The organism is Chitinophaga sp. YIM B06452 (assembly GCF_039655965.1).
Taxonomy (GTDB): Bacteria; Bacteroidota; Bacteroidia; order Chitinophagales; family Chitinophagaceae; genus Chitinophaga.
Genome location: NZ_JAWLKY010000002.1, coordinates 710,514 through 727,561, shown reverse-complemented (window position 1 = coordinate 727,561; position 17,048 = coordinate 710,514). Strand labels below are relative to the sequence as shown.

Below are 17,048 nucleotides of genomic sequence, written 5' to 3'. Positions count from 1 at the left end.
GTATGCTCGATATCAGGGAAATAAGATTTTTTATCCTCCGGAACGGCTACCTGCTGATCATTGCGGCATGGCTGTTCACTTTTGCATTCCTGTTCAACAACTACTGGAGTTATTATTCTTCCCCCCACGGCGTGCAGCGCAGCCTCGAAGGCGACATCAGCAGCCGGCAGCAGGCTTTCCGGGAACTGGCGGCAGACACGGCCACGGTGAACAGCCTTTTCAAAGGGAACTTCGATCAAAAGACCCTGAACAGCATCTACAACGAAAACTTCTTCGTGTTCGCCTACGATTCGCTGGAATATGGCCCCAGGCTGAAGTTCTGGAGCACCAACACCGTGCAGCCGCCCGTAGCGGAAGGTTTTTTCCCCGGCGTCACTTTCAGGAAACTGGCCAACGGGCATTACGTGATCCTTTGCCAGCGCACTGCGCCGGGCAAATATCTCATCGGGCTCATTCCTGTTATGCAGGAGTTTGCCATTACGAACGATTACCTCGGCAGATCGTTCTACGGCCGGCCGGCCATCGGTCCTGAATATACCATCCAGAACCGGCCGCCCGGCCTGCCCGTGCTGGATATCAACAGGACCATCCTGTTCTACCTCCATTACAATCCCGCCAAATCAGCCACCTCGCCCAGCCTCGTCAGCGTACTGCTGCTCACCATGGGCTGCATCTGCGTGTTCATATTCATCAACCTGTTTGCCACGCTGCTGGCCAAAAAGCTGGCGCCCGGCTGGGGATTCCTTTTCCTGCTCGTAGTGGTGTTCGGCTTCCGGGTGCTGACGTATCTCTATCCTTTCCCGATAGACCTCAGCGCGCTGAACCTTTTTCAACCCACGATCTACGCAAAGGACGACGTATTCCGCAGCCTGGGCGACCTCTCGCTCAACGTGCTGCTCACTTTCTGGCTGATCCTTTTCTTCCGCCAGCATGTGCGCACCATTCACCCGCCCGTGCTGCGCAAACGCTGGCAGGGATGGCTGATCATCGGCGCGGCGGGGCTCGTCATGTTCATCGCCGGGCAGTTCCTGCTGGACCTGATCCGCAGCCTCGTGATAGATTCCAAGATCTCCTACGACGTCACCAATTTCTTCAGCCTGAATGAATACAGCGTGATCGGCAGCATGAGCCTGGGTTTCATTGCTATTACCTTCCTGTTCTTCTCGCAGATCGTGAATTACCTGCTGAACCAGCTGACGGATTTCCAATACCGCACCAAATATATTTCATTGCTGATCGTAGGGCTCATCTGGCTGGCCTTCCGCTTCAACCTGCCCGACTTCGGGGCTTCGGTGGTGCTGATGTTCTGGCTGCTGGGTTACGTGGTGATACTGGACCTGCTGGAACTGCGCTTCTCCAGCAGCTCCGCCACACTGCCTTTCATCATGTGGATGCTGATGATGACCGTTACCACATCCGCGGTGCTGATCTACTACAACAACCAAAAGGAGCTTACCACCCGACAGGGCGTAGCTGAAAACCTTTCCAAACAGCGCGACCCTTACATTGAAACCCTGCTGAACGACGTAGGGGACCGGCTTACGCAGGATGCTTTCGTGCGCCAATATTTCAACAGCCCCAACCGCGATTACAAAAAGAACCTGGAAGCCATGCTGCGCGAAAAATATTTCTCGCGTTACCTCAGCCGCTTCAATTTATCGTTCTATACCTACGATGCCGAAGGGCAGCCGCTTTACAACAGCGATCCCCTGCCGTTTGCAGCGCTGCAAAGCCGCATCATGGGCAATACGCTCTCGCATGTATTAGGCAACGACCTGTACTACGACGAACGCAGCTTCCGCGATTACAGCTATATCGGCAAAAAAGAATTTACCGGCTACGACGGCCTGCCCGTAGGCTACCTGTTCTACGAAGTGCGCTCCGAAGCGGAGATCGCGCAGCCGGACCGCCTGTACCCGGAACTGTTGATAGACGCGGGCCGCGACGACCTGGGGCAGGAGATCACCGATCAATATTCCTATGCCGTATACGACAAAGGCGTGCTGGTGAACAATCACGGCAATTACCCGTTCAAAACGCGGCTGGGCGGAAGGGAAATTCCCGGGGCGGACATTGTGTTCGAAGAGCAGGGAAACAATTCGCTGCTGTATTATAAAGCTTCCAAAGACAAGCTGGTAGTGGTTGTGCGGAAGGTGGCCAGCTTCCTGGAGTTCATCACCCTGTTCGCTTACATGTTCTGCCTCTTCCTGCTGATCATCGGCGTGTACAGCCTGCTGGACCTGCTCATCAAGGCAAGGCTCCGCATGTCTAACCTGAAAACGCTGGTGAAGCTGAGCATCCGCACCAAAGTGCAGACCACCATCATCGGCGCGGTAGTATTCGCTTTCCTGGCATTGGGCCTGGCTACCATCCTGTTCTTCTACGGCCGTTACCGCGCGGAGAACGCGGAAAACCTGAGCAAAACCGTGCACAGCATCGGGCAGGATATCGAAGAAGAATTCTACACCCTCCGCCAGTTCGATGAAATGGATATGTTATACGATTCCATTTTTGCCTCGCAGCTTTCTTCCAAGATTGCGGAGATAGCCAGCGAACATAATGTGGACATCAATATCTACGATACCGACGGGCAGCTGCAGCTCTCTGCGCAGCCGCTGATGATAGAGAAAGGTTTGTTGTCCGAAGCGATGAACCCGGTGGCTTATTTCCAGCTGAGCCGGCTCAGCAAGATCCAGTACATCCAGGAAGAGCGGATAGGGGAGATGATGTACATCAGCAGCTATGTGCCGCTGCGCAGCCAGGGGCGCGTGTTTGCGTACCTCAACGTGCCTTATTTCGCTACGCAGACGGAGCTGAACCAGCAAATATCCACCTTCCTGGTGGCGCTCATCAACATCAATGCATTCATTTTCCTGATCGCGGGCCTGCTGGTGCTGCTGATCTCCAATACCATCACGAAATCCTTCTCGCTCATAACAGACAAGCTGCGCAGCGTAAACCTCGGCCAGCACAACGAGCAGATACAGTGGGACAACGATGATGAGATCGGCCTGCTGGTGACTGAATACAACAAGATGGTGCAGAAGCTCGAAGTGAGCGCCGAAATGCTGGCCAAAAGCGAAAGGGAAGGGGCCTGGCGCGAAATGGCGCGGCAGGTGGCGCACGAGATCAAGAACCCGCTCACGCCCATGAAACTGAGCATTCAATACCTGCAACGCGCCATCGCCAACGATTCGCCGGATGTAAAAGCGCTTTCACGCAACGTGGCCAACACGCTGGTGGAGCAGATCGAACATTTGTCCAATATCGCGTCAGACTTTGCCGCTTTTGCGCATATCACGAAGGTGAACAACGAGGTGTTTTCCCTCGGCGAAGTGCTGCAATCCGTTACAGGACTGTATATGAGCAATCCCGAATGCCATATCTATTACGAGCGGCAGCAAAAGCCCTACCTGGTGGATGCGGATAAAACGCAGATCAACCGCGTGTTCACCAACCTGCTGCAAAACGCCATACAGGCCATTCCTGAAGGGCAGGAAGGGCACGTGGCCATCAGCGTGCAGGACGATGGGGATCACGTGATCGTGGAGGTGACAGACAATGGCACAGGCATCCCGGCCGATGTGCAGCCGAAAATATTCGTGCCCAACTTCACCACCAAATCTTCCGGGACCGGCCTGGGCCTGGCGATGTGCAAGAATATCGTCGAGCAGGCGGGCGGGGAGATCTGGTTCAGGACCACGCCGGGAACCGGCACAACTTTCTTCGTAAGGCTGCCGCTGGTGCCATAGTAGAAGCCCGTCGTTGCCGGGAGCCGCGACAGAGCAATCTTTAACAGGCGTTCTTATTTGCTGTCAACCTTGGCAGTCGCTTCTGTAAGCTCTGATTTCAGGAAATCTTTCTTAAAGAAAAAATGCAGCACTTTTGACCCGCTTCCTTCATTTAAGGGATAAGCGTCCACGAACTTCCAGCCCAGAGAGCCCAGGTAATTCAGGGCGTCTACCACGGAATTGAAGTTTTTTGCCTTGCCCAGGTCGTCTTTGATCCGGGAGTCCTTGAAGTCGAAGAATTTCTTTTCCTGCCCGAAGTCTACCTCGATGGTCACTTTGTTGCTGAACAGCTTGGCAGTGGCGATCAGTTCGCAGTACTTTTCTACTTTTTCCTGGGAATAAGCGTTAGCGGATAACAGGATCAGGGAGAAGAAGATGATCTTTTTCATAGTCAATCGGATGTGGGTGTTGTTTGTAAGTTGGTTTCCTTTGCGGGGCTAAGTTAGCGCTATTGCCGTTTGACGGATATACCTGTTTCCCGGTATTTTTACATAAAAAAGCCGTCCCGGGTTGTACCGGGACGGCTTAATATTTTCAGCTGCCTGTGAAATGATCAGCTTTCGTTGGTTACCACGAAGCTTTCCCTGATCTTTTCCAGCAGTTTGCTTTCTATCATTTGTTTGGCGAGGTTGATCATGTTGGAGAAGGCCCTGGCGCCGGAAATACCGTGCCCGATGATCACGGGCTCAGCCACGCCCAGTACGGGGGTGCCGCCGTATTGCTCGAAATCGAACCGGTCGAAGTACTCATCTTTGATGTTGCGGCGAACGGCCACGTCGTGGAACGACTCGGCCATTTTCAGCACCACGTTGCCCGTGAAGCCTTCGCAAACGATCACGTCCGCAGTTTCCTTGAACACATCGCGGCCTTCCACGTTGCCGATGAAATTGAGCTGGGTGTTCTCTTTCAGCAGGGGATAGGTGGCCTGCGCGAGCAGGTTGCCCTTGCCTTCTTCCTCCCCGATGTTCAGCAGGCCTACTTTCGGGGAAGAGGTGCCCATGATATACTGGGAGTAGAGGGAGCCGAGAATGGCGAACTGTACCAGGTTTTCCGGCTTGCAGTCCGCATTGATGCCCACGTCCAGCAATAAACCCAAAGAACCGTTCTCGCGGGGGAGAATGGTGGAAATGGTGGGCCGCTGGATGCCTTCGATAAGTTTGATGGAATAGATAGCGCCCACCATCATGGCGCCGGTGTTGCCGGCACTGATGAAAGCGTCGATCTTTTTGTTCTGAAGAAGATGAAAGCCGATGGAGATGGAAGATTGCGGCTTTTCTTTGAGTGCTTTGGTAGGATGTTCATTCATCCCGATAACCTGGGATGAATGAACAACTGTATATCTTGATTGGTCCAACTGTGCGCCTTCGAGCAACGGTGTTAAGGCTTGCTCATCACCAATCAGCACGAGGTGCGCATCTGTTGCCACACTATCTAAAAATAACTGTACTCCTTTTACTGCTTCTGCGGGGGCATAGTCGCCACCCATCATATCAAGCCCGATTCTCATGAACTGTAGTTTGTCTGTTAGCTCGGGTGTAAAATTAGTAAAAATTATTATTTAGCGGCGGCTTGTTTTTCCAAAACAACTTTTCCTTTGTAGAACAGTTTGTTCTCTACCCAATGAGCACGGTGTCTCAGGTGCACTTCGCCGGTAGCGCTGTCTGTGCTTAAAGTGTCAGCAACTGCCTTGTAATGCGTTCTTCTCTTAGCTGATCTTTGTTGCGAGTGTCTGCGTTTAGGATTCGGCATCTTATTTAATTTTTAATTGTCTACGTATTTGTTTAATTGTCCCGAAATTTCTCCAATCCTTTCCAGATCGGATTTGTGTCGTCGTCGCCCGGTTTGTTCATCTTAGCCAGCATCTCCAGCACTTTCGGATCACAGCCGCTGGTTCCGTCCGGTTTATCCGGGTGAATGCGCTGCATCGGGATGCTGAGGTTGATGAATTCATACACAAAATCGGCCACGTTGAGGTGGCTTTCGGTCCGGCTGATATACGTAACATCCGGATCCTCATCGGTATTCATCTCCCCGGGATTATCCACCAGCTTGATCACCTGGTTGAAATCATCCCATAACTGCATCTCGAAAGGCTGGCCGCAGCGGTCGCAGGTTACCGTAACAGTACCCCCCACCTCGAATTTCAACAGGAAAAAACCCGTTTTTTTGTCAAATTGTAACTTTACCGTTGCGTTACAGTTTGAGAAATCCTGCTGACCATAGTTCTCAAAGAAACTGTCAGTGATCTGGTATTGGAATGTATGCACTCCGGGCGTCAGACCTACAAAAGCTATGTCGAATTCGCGGAGTTGCTTCATATCTAAAACCTCACTTTTAGAGGGATGCAAAGGTAATCAAATATTCTCAAAAGCAAAAATTTCCTACTTTTGCTGATTGTCAACCATGTATTATATATGAAAATATATAAAAATGTCAGATATTTAGGGATAGATACTTCCATCAAAATTAATAACTTCACACAGTACTCGGATAATTTTGTTTTTGATGCCTTATGGAATCCTATAAAGCCCCCTATTCCCCAGACGATATGGCACCTAAAGGTAGAATAGGCCGCACAAAAAAACGCTCTTTGAAGACCACTCCCTCCACCCCAGAAGGGTTGCCGGATATTTTTGCCCTTCCCATTTCAGTTTACCTCCAGAATACCAATGCAGGCGTACTTGTTTCAGATGAAAAACACCGTTTTATCTGGGCCAACGACGTATTCATGGGTTATAACACCTTCCCCTACAAGGGAAATATCATCAACCTGGCATTTCAGCCCTTCGTGGACCATATTGCGCCACTGACCAGCGATCCTGCCAGTTTTGAGTTGAAAATGAAAGAGTTACGGAAGAAGAAAAAACCTTTCTTCGGCTGGGAGCTTACCTTCACCACCGGCCATATCCGCGAGGTCAGCTATATCCCCGTGTTCGACGGCAGCCGTTTTGCCGGCAGCATCTGGCAGGTCGTGGACGTTACCCGCCACCGCCAGTGGCAGGAAGAGCTGAAGCGCACGGACGAAAAATACCGCGTCATCCTCGACAATCTCAATGCCGCCCTCTGTGAAACAGACCTGGAGGGCAATATCACCAAAGTATACGAAAGCTTCTGCCGCATGTCCGGCTACACGGAAGAAGAGCTGCTGGGCCGCAACATTACCGACGTATTCGTGCCTGAAGAGAACCGCGAATACGCCCGCAACCTGCGCCGCTACCGCGTGGAAAAGAAACTGGCCCTGCTCTATGATATGGAGATCGTGCTGAAGGACGGAACCCGCAAATGGGTGCTGGCCAGCTCCGGCAATATCTACGACCGCGAAGGCAATCCCGTGGGCGGAGTCGGCATTCATATGGACATCACCCCGCAGAAGATCCTCCAAAAGGAGCTGGAACTGGCCAAACAGGCCGCCGAGGAAGCCCAGCGCGCCCAGAAGGAATTCCTGGCCAATATGAGCCACGAAATACGCACGCCACTCAATGCCATCATCGGCATGGCCCACCTGCTGGATGAAACCACCCTCAATGACGAACAAAAGGAATATATCAAGATATTAAAACATTCGTCGGGCATCCTGCACGGCCTGATCACGGACATCCTGGATATTTCCAAGATCGAAGCCGGCAAGCAGGAAGTGCACCCCCGCGAATTTGACCTGCGCGACCTGGTGCAGAGCATGAAACACACCTTCCAGCTGAAATTGGCCCAGCGGCCCGTGCAGGTGACCGTGGAGCTGGACAAAAAGATCGATACCCTGCTGATAGGGGACGATATGATTTTGAACCAGATATTGATGAATTTGTTAGGAAATGCGGAGAAATTCACGAAAGAAGGTGAAATTGCGATCAAAGTGTATCTTGAGAATGTACAGGGCAATGCGCTCTGGATCAGGTTCAAGGTCTGCGATACGGGTATCGGCATCCAGAAAGACAAGCTGGAGCTGATCTTCCAGAACTATAAACAGGCGGAAAAAGACATCCGCGAGCGCTACGGCGGTACGGGCCTGGGCCTGGCCATCGCCAAGCAGCTGGTAGAATTGCAGGGCGGGAACATCGCGGTGGAAGAGGGGCCGGAGTACAGCACCTGCTTCAGCTTCACCCTCCCGTTCATAGACACCCGGAAGCCGCTGGCCCCGGGCACGGAATCGGATATGGAAAACAAGTACTCAAGGATCGATTTCGGACAGGCGAAGGTGCTGGTGGTGGAAGACAACCCGATGAACCTCAAGTACGTGATCAGCCTGCTGGAAAAATACAAGATCAATTACCAGCTGGCCACCAACGGCCCCGATGCGCTGTATTTCCTCGAATCCAGGCAATACGACCTGGTGCTGATGGACATCCGCATTCCCGGCATGGATGGATTCGAACTGGCGAAAAAGATCAGGGAAGACGAAAGCCGGCCCAACGTGGCCACCCCGGTAATAGCCACCACCGCGGCGGCCATGCCCAGCACGGTGTCGCTGGCGCGCACGATCGGCATTACGGACATCCTTACCAAGCCGTATACGCCAGACCAGCTGTTGCAGGTGCTCAACAAGTACCTCAATGAAGATGAAACAGAAATTATTATGGAAGTGCAAAATATAAGCGGTTACGAATTCCATCCGGCGCTGGACGTCAGATACCTGAACACCCTCTATGAAAGCAACATCGGTTATGCTATCGACCTGTTCGAAATATTCGTGATGACGATCAAAGAGGAAATGGGAAAACTGGAAAAAGTGGCGCAGGAAAAAGACTGGGAGAAACTCAAATTCCAGGTACACAAGATCAAACCAAACTTTTCAATGGTGGGCCTCACCTGGATAACAGGCAAAATGGAAGCCCTGGAAGGAATCATGCGCAAAGTGGAAGACAATAAGCTGGCCGGAAAAGAAAAAGAAGAAGCGCTGAGCGGCATCCCCGGCATGCTGGAGGAGATCGCCACGGAAGTGACCAACCTTTATCCCACTATCGAGTCCGAATTACAAAAGATGTATGCGTTCGTGAAGAATCATCAGAATTCCTAATTGTATTGTTGTAACACATCCTTCACGTCATTGAAGTAATTCCCGCCGAAAAGATTGAGGTGTACCAGTAAAGGGTACAGCTGGCACAAGCCCAGCCGCTGCTGCCATCCTGGTTCCAGGGGGCGGATGGCCTGGTATGTGTAATAGAACCGCGTGTCGAACCCGCCGAACAGGCGCGTCATGGCCAGGTCCATTTCGCGGTGCCCGAAATACACTGCCGGGTCGAATATAACGGCTTTGCCGTTGCTGCCCACCAGGAAGTTGCCGCTCCACAGGTCGCCGTGCAGCAATGCCGGCGGCTCTTCGGGAAACAGCTGTGGCAGGCGCCGGCAAAGGCTTTCCAGCTGCTGCATCACCGGCCTGTCTATCCTGTAGCTGTCAAATGCCATTTTCGCCAGCGGCATCAGCCGGTTGAATGCATAGAACACCGCCCAGTTGGTATACGGCGTATTGTATTGTTTAATGGAACCGATGTAATTCGCGTCGTTCAGCCCGAAATAAGGTCTCGTGTGTTCATGCAGGCGCACCATAGACGCCGCGAAGCTCTCCCAGAAATCGGGCGCCGCGCTGCCTTTTTCGAGGTATTCCAGCAGCAGGAAGGCCCTGTTGCCCGCCGTGCCGTAACAAAAAGGTTTTGGAACGGCAATGACGCCCGCCGCCCTGAGCTCTTCCAGCCCGCTCAGTTCCCTTTCGAACATGCCCGGGTATTTCCGCGCATCGTTCATTTTCAGGAACCAGCGGCCCTCTGATGTATCCAGCAGGAAAGTTTCGTTGATGTCTCCGCCGTGTATGCGCTCTGCGTGATTTATCTGTATTTTCACCGATAATTGACGGGATAGGGTAGTGTTCAGCTCCCGTTTGGTCATTTCATCTATCATAGCATAGTCCTTTAACTTAAAATGGAAACCAGGGTTCAGCTAAAAAGGCAAATTATTTCAATCGCGGTCAGCCTGACGGGTATACTTTTGCTGACCTGGGTCATAGCGGCAGACGGGTGGCTGGCAAAGCTCTACTTTCATAGGTGGTACGAATTTATCAGTACGTTGTTAAGAAATCTGACTGGAAGGGTACCTTTCAGCATCGGCGATGTAATATACTGCGTCTGGGTCGTAATCAGTATAATTTTTTTGTTAAGATGCCTGTGGGTGCTCATTCGCGGCCGATGGAAAGAACTGTTGCAGATGACGCTGAAAGCGGCTGCCTCCCTGCTCTGGCTCTACTTCGTTTTCCTGCTGTTCTGGGGCGGGCATTACCGCCGCACCACTATGGTGGCCGATCTTGGTTTTAAAACGAGAGACTATACTACGGCAGACCTTTACCTGCTTACCGATACGCTTGTAAAGCTGGTGAACCGCGACTACGCGGAGATGGAAAAACAGCCGCTCAATAAAGAACAAATGTTCAGGATGGCCGCCGTTGCTTACAACGACCTCGCTAAATCCGCTCCCACGCTGGCATACAGGCATGCTTCCGTAAAATCGTCCCTGTTCGGTGAATACCTGAACTACCTGGGCGTAACCGGTTACCTCAACCCTTTTACGAATGAAGCACAGGTAAACACTACCGTTCCCCCGTTCCAGCAGCCTTTTGTGACATGCCATGAAATTGCCCACCAGCTGGGCTTTGCGCCGGAAGAAGATGCAAATTTTATAAGTTACCTGGCCGCTAGCAGGGTAACGGATAGCCGTTTCCGTTATGCCGCCAATTTTGATATGCTGCTTTACAGCATCCGCCGGCTGGGCCGCCGGAATGGCTACCTGGCAAGGCTGTTGTGGGAAAAGACCAATCCCGGGGTGAAAGACGATGTGCGGAAGCTGATCCGGTTCTACGAGCAATATGAAGGACCGGTAGATAATTATTCCGCCGTGCTGTACGATCAATATCTCAAGGCCAACCTCCAGAAGCACGGCATCCGCAGCTACAGCGAGGTGATCGGATGGCTGATGGCCTATTACAAAATATGAGGTCAGTTCATCATCAGCACGTTCACGCTGCGTTGAAGGATGTTGAAAGCGATCTCCGCCATCAGGTTCTCCCTGTCCAGCGTGGGGTTCACTTCCGTGATCTCGAAGCAGCAGATCTTGCGGTGCTGCATGAATTTCGAAATAAGGTCTTCCGCTTCCCTTTCCCTCAAACCATTGCTCACCGGGGTGCCGGTGCCGCGGGAGATAGACGCGTCCAGGCTGTCCACATCGAAAGAAACATAAATATACTCGCAGTCGCTGAGATAGCGGAACACGGAGCGGGCAATGGCTTCAGGCCCCTTGCGGCGCACTTCGTTGGTGGTGAACACCTTCATGCCGTACTTTTTGATCAGGTGCTCTTCTTCCTTCTCATAATCCCGCAGGGAAATAAATACAATGTCTTCCGGCAGCACCTTCGGCGATATCTTTCCCAGGTTCTTCAGGTTGTTCCACATGCGCAGGGTGTTTTCGTCCAGGTCGTGCACCTTGTGATCTTCATTGTCTTCCGCGATGGAAATGGCCAGCGGCATGCCGTGCATATTGCCTGACGGCGTGGTAAAAGGCGTATGGAGGTCGGAGTGCGCATCGATCCAGATTACGCCCAGCTTGGCTTTGGGCCTGGCGATCTTCAGCCCGGCAATGGTGGCGCCGGCAGTGCTGTGGTCGCCGGATAATACCACCGGGAACCAGTTTTGTTTGACGGTATCGCAAACGGCCTTGCTCACACGTTCATACAGGGCATAAGTGCCTTTGATGCGTTTGGCGTAAGGGGATTCTATCGGTTCAAAAAGCAGTTTGTTCTCTGTTTCAACTGCTTCTGTAGGGAAGTGTACAAAGAAATTGCTCATAAAATCGAGCGCGGCAATCTTGATGGCATCCACCCCCAGGCTGGCGCCGCGGGTGCCTGCGCCGATCTCGGACTTGACCTCAATGATCTTGATGTTTTTCATACATTGTTTTGGTGTGTAACCACTGATGCTGGAACAAAGGTAATCGTATTAAGATAAATTCCAACATCTAACCGGGTTTATCCCAGTATGCTGCGGCTGATCACGATCCGCTGTACTTCGGACGTGCCTTCGTATATCTGGGTGATCTTCGCGTCGCGCATGAGGCGCTCCACGTGGTATTCCTTTACATAACCGTATCCGCCATGCACCTGCACTGCTTCGGTGGTTACCCACATGGCGGTTTCGGAGGCGAATACCTTGGCCATGGAGCCGCTGAGGGTATAATCCAGGTGATTGTCCTTTTCCCAGGCCGCGCGCAGGCACAGCAGGCGGGCGGCTTCGATGCGGGTGGCCATATCCGCCAGTTTGAACTGGATGGCCTGGTGCTGGGCGATCTCTTTCCCGAAGGCCTTGCGTGTTTTGGAATATTTCAGCGCCAGTTCATAGGCGCCGCTCGCAATGCCCAAAGCCTGGGATGCAATGCCGATACGGCCGCCGCCCAGTGTTTTCATCGCAAATTTAAACCCGAAGCCGTCTTCCCCGATGCGGTTCTCCTTCGGTACTTTCACATCCTGGAACATCACGCTGTGCGTATCGCTGCCACGGATGCCCAGTTTGTTTTCTTTCACGCCGATGGTAATGCCCGGCGTATTCTTTTCCACGATAAGCGCGTTGATGCCTTTGCTGCCTTTTTCAGCATGCGTTTGCACCATTACGAGGTATATGCTGGCGGAATTACCGTTGGTGATCCAGTTCTTGGTGCCATTCACGAGGTAATGATCCCCTTTGTCTTCCCCAACCGTACGCTGCGAAGTAGCGTCAGACCCGGCTTCCGGCTCGCTGAGCAGGAATGCGCCGAGCACTTCGCCCTTGGCCAGCGGCACCAGGTATTTTTGTTTTTGTTCTTCGGTACCGAATGTTTCAAGCCCCCAGCAAACGAGGGAATTGTTCACGCTCATCACCACGGAGGCGGAGGCGTCTACCTTAGATATCTCTTCCATGGCCAGCACATACGAAACGGTATCCAGGCCGGAACCGCCGTATTTCGGATCCACCATCATGCCCAGGAAGCCCAATTCGCCCAGTTTTTTGATCTGTTCCGCGGGAAACTTCTGCTGCTCGTCCCGTTCAATTACGCCCGGCAATAACTCGTTCACGGCAAAATCCCTTGCCGCTTTCTGGATCATCAGGTGTTCTTCTGTTAACTGGAATTCCATGTAAAATTTATTTTAGGATAAGATTGTTGGTGTTTACAAACCTATTTTAAAATGAGGATGTAAAAAAATCACCTTTCCAGAATTTAACGGTAACAAGCATTTCCCCGGTATTGTTGAATATTTTGCATAGATAGTGGCTGATTTGTTGGGCTTTTTCCAATGGCTGCGCTGTAAATGCTTAAAGTCTATTATTTTTGTAGGAATATGGCAGTGAATTTTAATAACTACCGGCAGGTGTTGCAGCAACTTGAACCATACCATGCCAGGCTGGTAGCAGTATCAAAAACCAAACCCGTTGAAGATATCCGGGAACTTTACGCCGCAGGCCAGCGCATATTCGGCGAGAATTATGTGCAGGAAATGGTGGAAAAGGCCGGTCTTCTCCCGCAGGACATACAATGGCATTTCATCGGCCACCTTCAGACCAACAAAGTAAAGTATATCGCGCCTTTCGTAAGCATGATCCACGGGGTAGACAGCCTGAAGCTGCTCGCCGAGATCAGCAAGCAGTCGCTGAAGCACAACCGCGTAACAGACTGCCTGCTGCAGGTGCATATTGCTACGGAAGAAACCAAGTTCGGCCTTAGCGAAACCGAGGTGTTCCAGCTGCTGGACCAGGCCGGGGAACTACCGGGCGTCCGCATTACCGGCCTCATGGGCATGGCCAGCAATACGGACGATGAAGCGCAGGTACGCCGGGAATTCGCGGGCCTCAAAGCCCTCCGCGATACGATAAGGGAAAAGTATTTCCCGGGGGCAGGCACATTCAGGGAACTATCCACCGGCATGAGCGGTGATTATAAACTCGCGCTGGAAGAAGGCAGTACGCTCGTCCGCATCGGCAGCCTGCTTTTCGGCGCAAGAAACTATGCTTAAAAAGACACAGACAGTATGAAAAGATTAATGATCGGTTGCATGATCGGCCTGGCCGCATGCAGCGCGCAGAAACAGGCCTCCATGGCTACCGGGCCCTGGCAGGCGCACCTGCTGCGGGAAGACGGGGGAGATATCGTCTTCAACTTCGAACTGGCAGACAGCGCAGGCCAAAAATCCATCCATATCCTCAACGCCGGCGAACGTATGCTGGTGGATGATATCAGGCAGGAAGGAGATTCCGTTTTCATCCGCATGCCTTTCTTTGATTCGGAATTCAGGACCGCGCTGCAGCCTGACGGCAGCCTGCAGGGCTTGTGGATACGCCACCTGGCGGACAAAGACGTGAGCATCACGTTTAAAGCCATGCCCGGTGTGGCAGAACGTTTTACCGCCGCGAACCCGCCGAAATTCAACGTTTCCGGCCGCTGGCCCACTTATTTCACTTCGCCTGACAAAAAAGACAGCAGCTTTGCCATCGGTGAATTTTCCCAGAACGGCAGCGCCGTAACCGGCACCTATCTCACCACTACCGGCGATTACCGTTACCTGCAGGGCGTTGTGGATGGCGATACGCTCAAATTATCCACCTTCGACGGCTCGCATGCATACCTGTTCACCGCCAAAGTGGAAAATGATTCCACCCTCAGCAACGGCGTGTTCTTTGCAGGCATTACCGCCAAAGAGCAGTTTGCCGCAAAAAAAGACAGCAGCGCCAAACTCCAGGATGCCACCACCATCGCCACTGTGAAAGAAACCGGCGCCACGCTGGATTTCACTTTTCCTGATGTGAACGGGCAAAAGGTATCGATCAAAGACGAACGTTTTAAGAACAAGGCCGTGATCGTGCAGATCTCCGGCTCCTGGTGCCCCAACTGCATGGATGAAACCGCTTATCTCAGCCAGTGGTATAAGCAGAACAAAGACCGCGGCGTGGAGATCATCATGCTGTGCTACGAGCGCACGCCTGATTTCGGGAAATCGAAGAAAGCCGTGCAGAGCTTCATCAAACGGTTCGATGTGACCTATCCCGTGCTGATCACCGGCGTTACGCCGTCTGACCCGCAGAAAACGGAGAAAACGCTGCCGCAGCTTACCGCGCTCAAAGGTTTCCCCACCACCATTTACCTGGACAAGGCCGGCAAAGTGAAAGAGGTGCACACCGGGTTTAACGGTCCGGGTACGGGCGAGCATTATGAAACCTACAAAAAAGAGTTCAACCACCTGATGGACGGGCTTTTGCAGTAACGCATACACGACATTTCATCAAGCACAGGCGCCCGGTTGTAAAGGGCGCCTTTTTTTATGCGTAATTCCTTGTTATATTTCGGATATCAATCACGTTTATGAAAACAGTATTCCTTTTCCTTACCGGCGCCCTGCTTGCAATGGCCGCAAGGGGCCAGCAACAGCTGAAGCCCGCCGCCAATATCGCAGCAGCCGGTTTTTCCGCCGCAAGGCTTGCCCGTATAGACAGTTTCTTCAACGACGCCATTGCCAGGGGATATGCGCCCAATGCCGTCACGTTCATTGCCCGCAACGGGCAGATCGTGCATCATAAGGCTTATGGCTACAGTAATATTGAAAAGAAGATTCCCGTGCGCACCGATGACTTTTTCCGCATTGCCTCGCAGACCAAGCTGGTGACCACTATTGCCGTGCTGATGCTGTACGAGGAAGGCAAACTCTTCCTCGACGATCCTGTTTCCAAATTCCTGCCCGAGTTCAGGGACATGCAGGTGCTGGACAGTGTGGACAAGGCCACGGGCCGCGCCATCACGCACAAGGCGAAGAAAGCCGTGACCATCCGCCACCTGCTGGCGCATACCGCCGGCATTCCCTACCAGCATCCATCACATAAAGTGCCCGGCGGGGCGCTCAGCGACCTGGAAGGCCTCACGCTCGATTCCCTCATCAGGCAGGTAGCGGCGCGGCCGCTGGTGCATGAACCGGGAGAGAAATTCACGTATGGCTACAATACAGACATTGCCGGCAGGGTGGTGGAAGTGATCTCCGGCCGGAACCTCAGCCAGTTTTTCGCCGAGAGGATCTTCGCACCACTGGGCATGAAGGATTGTTATTTCTACCTGCCGCCATCCAAGGCGAAGCGGCTGGTGGAGCTGTATTCCAAGCGCACGATGGACGATCCGTTCACGCTGAGCATGAGCGTGGAGAACCGTACTTTTCCTGTTGCCGGCAAACAGACCCTTTTCCTCGGAGGGGCGGGCCTGGTGTGCACTGCGGAAGACTACGCGAAGATCTGCCAGCTGATCCTGAACGGGGGCAGCTACAATAACGTGCGGCTGCTTTCCCGTAAAACGGTAGACCTGATGGGCCGCAACCAGATCGGCGATAACTTCGTATGGGACCGCAATGACAAGTTTGGTCTTGGTCTCCAGATCATCAGCGAAGACACGCGTTACGGCGACCAGGCTACGCCCGGATCACTGACCTGGGGCGGGGCATATTGTTCCGAGTATACGATCGACAAAAAAGAGAACCTGGTCATGCTGGTGTTTACAAACGTGAGCCCGTATGCCTGGTATGGGGAGTTTGTGCGGAAGTTCAGGATATTGGTGTATGGAGCATTGGAATAATGATAATAAAAAAAGCGGGCCCGATAAGCCCGCTTTTCACTATTTGGAATCTCTTAAAATTCATTCTTCCACATCATACTCTCCACCGGCCTCACCGTTCTGCCATTATACTTCGCGTTGCCTTTTTTATTGTAGAACGTTTCAATATCCCCTTCCACCGCGAAATAGATCAGCTGGCCGATGGGCATGCCGGCGTATATGCGCACGGGTTGGGCGCAGGAGATCTCCAGCGTCCAGGTGTTGCAGAACCCGACGTCGCCCTTGCCGGCAGTGGCATGAATGTCTATCCCCAGGCGGCCCGTGCTGCTCTTGCCCTCCAGGAAAGGCACATGCGCATGGGTTTCGGTGTATTCGTGCGTTACCCCCAGGTACAGCGTATTCGGCTGCAGCACATAACCTTCCTCCGGGATCTCGAAATGCACGATCTCGTTATGCCTGCGGGCATCCAGCACCCTGTCCGCATAAGTAGCCAGGTACTTCCCCAGGTGCACGTCGTACGAGTTGGTACCCAGGTATTTGCGGTCGTATGGGCTGATCACAATAGTGCCCTTTTCAATTTCCTCTAAGATCCTTTTGTCAGACAAGATCATGATGTGGTTTGTTTAGGTTTAGGCCAGTTGGGTATTTCCGTTTAAATTCGCGGTT

At 52.6% G+C, this 17,048-nt stretch carries 14 protein-coding genes; 6 read left to right on the top strand and 8 right to left on the bottom strand.

The features are described from left to right. Positions 1-2 precede the first annotated feature (2 nt). Positions 3-3,752, top strand: coding sequence for an ATP-binding protein (locus R3I13_RS12735; protein WP_346318338.1), 3,750 nt, complete (start codon positions 3-5; stop codon positions 3,750-3,752). Positions 3,753-3,805: 53 nt separating this feature from the next. Here the strand turns inward: R3I13_RS12735 and R3I13_RS12730 are convergent, their stop codons facing one another. From R3I13_RS12730 to R3I13_RS12715, 4 genes are all read right to left on the bottom strand, one after another. Next, entirely contained in the window at positions 3,806-4,180 is a 375-nt protein-coding gene (locus tag R3I13_RS12730) for a hypothetical protein (RefSeq protein WP_346318337.1), read from the bottom strand. A 164-nt stretch (positions 4,181-4,344) separates the two neighbouring features. Further along, on the bottom strand, positions 4,345-5,298 hold the full coding sequence (plsX, locus tag R3I13_RS12725) for a phosphate acyltransferase PlsX (RefSeq protein WP_346318336.1): 954 nt from the start codon (positions 5,296-5,298) through the stop codon (positions 4,345-4,347). 47 nt (positions 5,299-5,345) lie between these two features. Next, positions 5,346-5,540: a 50S ribosomal protein L32 gene (gene rpmF / locus R3I13_RS12720; RefSeq protein WP_120516147.1), complete on the bottom strand. Its 195-nt coding sequence runs from the start codon at positions 5,538-5,540 to the stop codon at positions 5,346-5,348. A gap of 32 nt (positions 5,541-5,572) precedes the next feature. Further along, positions 5,573-6,109, bottom strand: a complete 537-nt coding sequence (locus tag R3I13_RS12715) for a DUF177 domain-containing protein (RefSeq protein ID WP_346318335.1) — start codon at positions 6,107-6,109, stop codon at positions 5,573-5,575. A 272-nt stretch (positions 6,110-6,381) separates the two neighbouring features. On the opposite strand from R3I13_RS12715, the gene R3I13_RS12710 reads away from it, so the two are divergent. Then, positions 6,382-8,802: a PAS domain S-box protein gene (locus R3I13_RS12710; RefSeq protein WP_346318334.1), complete on the top strand. Its 2,421-nt coding sequence runs from the start codon at positions 6,382-6,384 to the stop codon at positions 8,800-8,802. On the opposite strand, the gene R3I13_RS12705 is transcribed toward R3I13_RS12710, so the two are convergent. Beyond that, positions 8,799-9,680 carry a fructosamine kinase family protein gene (locus tag R3I13_RS12705; protein WP_346318333.1) on the bottom strand — a complete coding sequence of 294 codons (882 nt, stop codon included), beginning with the start codon at positions 9,678-9,680 and terminating at the stop codon, positions 8,799-8,801. The two genes, R3I13_RS12710 and R3I13_RS12705, sit on opposite strands and share 4 nt — an antisense overlap. 21 nt (positions 9,681-9,701) lie before the next feature. On the opposite strand from R3I13_RS12705, the gene R3I13_RS12700 reads away from it, so the two are divergent. Beyond that, positions 9,702-10,766: a DUF3810 domain-containing protein gene (locus R3I13_RS12700; RefSeq protein WP_346318332.1), complete on the top strand. Its 1,065-nt coding sequence runs from the start codon at positions 9,702-9,704 to the stop codon at positions 10,764-10,766. 2 nt (positions 10,767-10,768) lie between these two features. On the opposite strand, the gene R3I13_RS12695 is transcribed toward R3I13_RS12700, so the two are convergent. Both R3I13_RS12695 and R3I13_RS12690 read right to left on the bottom strand, forming a co-directional pair. Continuing rightward, positions 10,769-11,716 (bottom strand): arginase, encoded by a 948-nt coding sequence (locus tag R3I13_RS12695; RefSeq protein WP_346318331.1) that lies wholly within the window; start codon positions 11,714-11,716, stop codon positions 10,769-10,771. A 77-nt stretch (positions 11,717-11,793) separates the two neighbouring features. Beyond that, positions 11,794-12,933, bottom strand: a complete 1,140-nt coding sequence (locus R3I13_RS12690; RefSeq protein ID WP_346318330.1) for an acyl-CoA dehydrogenase — start codon at positions 12,931-12,933, stop codon at positions 11,794-11,796. A 204-nt stretch (positions 12,934-13,137) separates the two neighbouring features. On the opposite strand from R3I13_RS12690, the gene R3I13_RS12685 reads away from it, so the two are divergent. The 3 genes from R3I13_RS12685 (at position 13,138) to R3I13_RS12675 (ending at position 16,403) form a co-directional block, all read left to right on the top strand. Further along, a complete protein-coding gene (locus R3I13_RS12685) occupies positions 13,138-13,809 on the top strand; it encodes a YggS family pyridoxal phosphate-dependent enzyme (protein WP_346318329.1) in 672 nt (223 codons plus the stop codon). Positions 13,810-13,824: 15 nt separating this feature from the next. Then, positions 13,825-15,054 carry a TlpA disulfide reductase family protein gene (locus R3I13_RS12680; RefSeq protein WP_346318328.1) on the top strand — a complete coding sequence of 410 codons (1,230 nt, stop codon included), beginning with the start codon at positions 13,825-13,827 and terminating at the stop codon, positions 15,052-15,054. A gap of 98 nt (positions 15,055-15,152) precedes the next feature. Continuing rightward, positions 15,153-16,403 (top strand): serine hydrolase domain-containing protein, encoded by a 1,251-nt coding sequence (locus R3I13_RS12675; protein ID WP_346318327.1) that lies wholly within the window; start codon positions 15,153-15,155, stop codon positions 16,401-16,403. A 53-nt stretch (positions 16,404-16,456) separates the two neighbouring features. Here the strand turns inward: R3I13_RS12675 and dcd are convergent, their stop codons facing one another. Further along, positions 16,457-16,993: a dCTP deaminase gene (gene dcd, locus R3I13_RS12670; RefSeq protein WP_346318326.1), complete on the bottom strand. Its 537-nt coding sequence runs from the start codon at positions 16,991-16,993 to the stop codon at positions 16,457-16,459. Between the last annotated feature and the right edge of the window lie 55 nt (positions 16,994-17,048).

Bases quoted from the DNA above. Each gene is read 5' to 3' on its own strand.
- R3I13_RS12735 (WP_346318338.1), top strand. From the start codon at position 3: ATGCTCGATATCAGGGAAATAAGATTTTTTATCCTCCGGAACGGCTAC.
- R3I13_RS12730 (WP_346318337.1), bottom strand. From the start codon at position 4,180: ATGAAAAAGATCATCTTCTTCTCCCTGATCCTGTTATCCGCTAACGCT.
- plsX (WP_346318336.1), bottom strand. From the start codon at position 5,298: ATGAGAATCGGGCTTGATATGATGGGTGGCGACTATGCCCCCGCAGAA.
- rpmF (WP_120516147.1), bottom strand. From the start codon at position 5,540: ATGCCGAATCCTAAACGCAGACACTCGCAACAAAGATCAGCTAAGAGA.
- R3I13_RS12715 (WP_346318335.1), bottom strand. From the start codon at position 6,109: ATGAAGCAACTCCGCGAATTCGACATAGCTTTTGTAGGTCTGACGCCC.
- R3I13_RS12705 (WP_346318333.1), bottom strand. From the start codon at position 9,680: ATGATAGATGAAATGACCAAACGGGAGCTGAACACTACCCTATCCCGT.
- R3I13_RS12700 (WP_346318332.1), top strand. From the start codon at position 9,702: ATGGAAACCAGGGTTCAGCTAAAAAGGCAAATTATTTCAATCGCGGTC.
- R3I13_RS12695 (WP_346318331.1), bottom strand. From the start codon at position 11,716: ATGAAAAACATCAAGATCATTGAGGTCAAGTCCGAGATCGGCGCAGGC.
- R3I13_RS12690 (WP_346318330.1), bottom strand. From the start codon at position 12,933: ATGGAATTCCAGTTAACAGAAGAACACCTGATGATCCAGAAAGCGGCA.
- R3I13_RS12685 (WP_346318329.1), top strand. From the start codon at position 13,138: ATGGCAGTGAATTTTAATAACTACCGGCAGGTGTTGCAGCAACTTGAA.
- R3I13_RS12680 (WP_346318328.1), top strand. From the start codon at position 13,825: ATGAAAAGATTAATGATCGGTTGCATGATCGGCCTGGCCGCATGCAGC.
- R3I13_RS12675 (WP_346318327.1), top strand. From the start codon at position 15,153: ATGAAAACAGTATTCCTTTTCCTTACCGGCGCCCTGCTTGCAATGGCC.
- dcd (WP_346318326.1), bottom strand. From the start codon at position 16,993: ATGATCTTGTCTGACAAAAGGATCTTAGAGGAAATTGAAAAGGGCACT.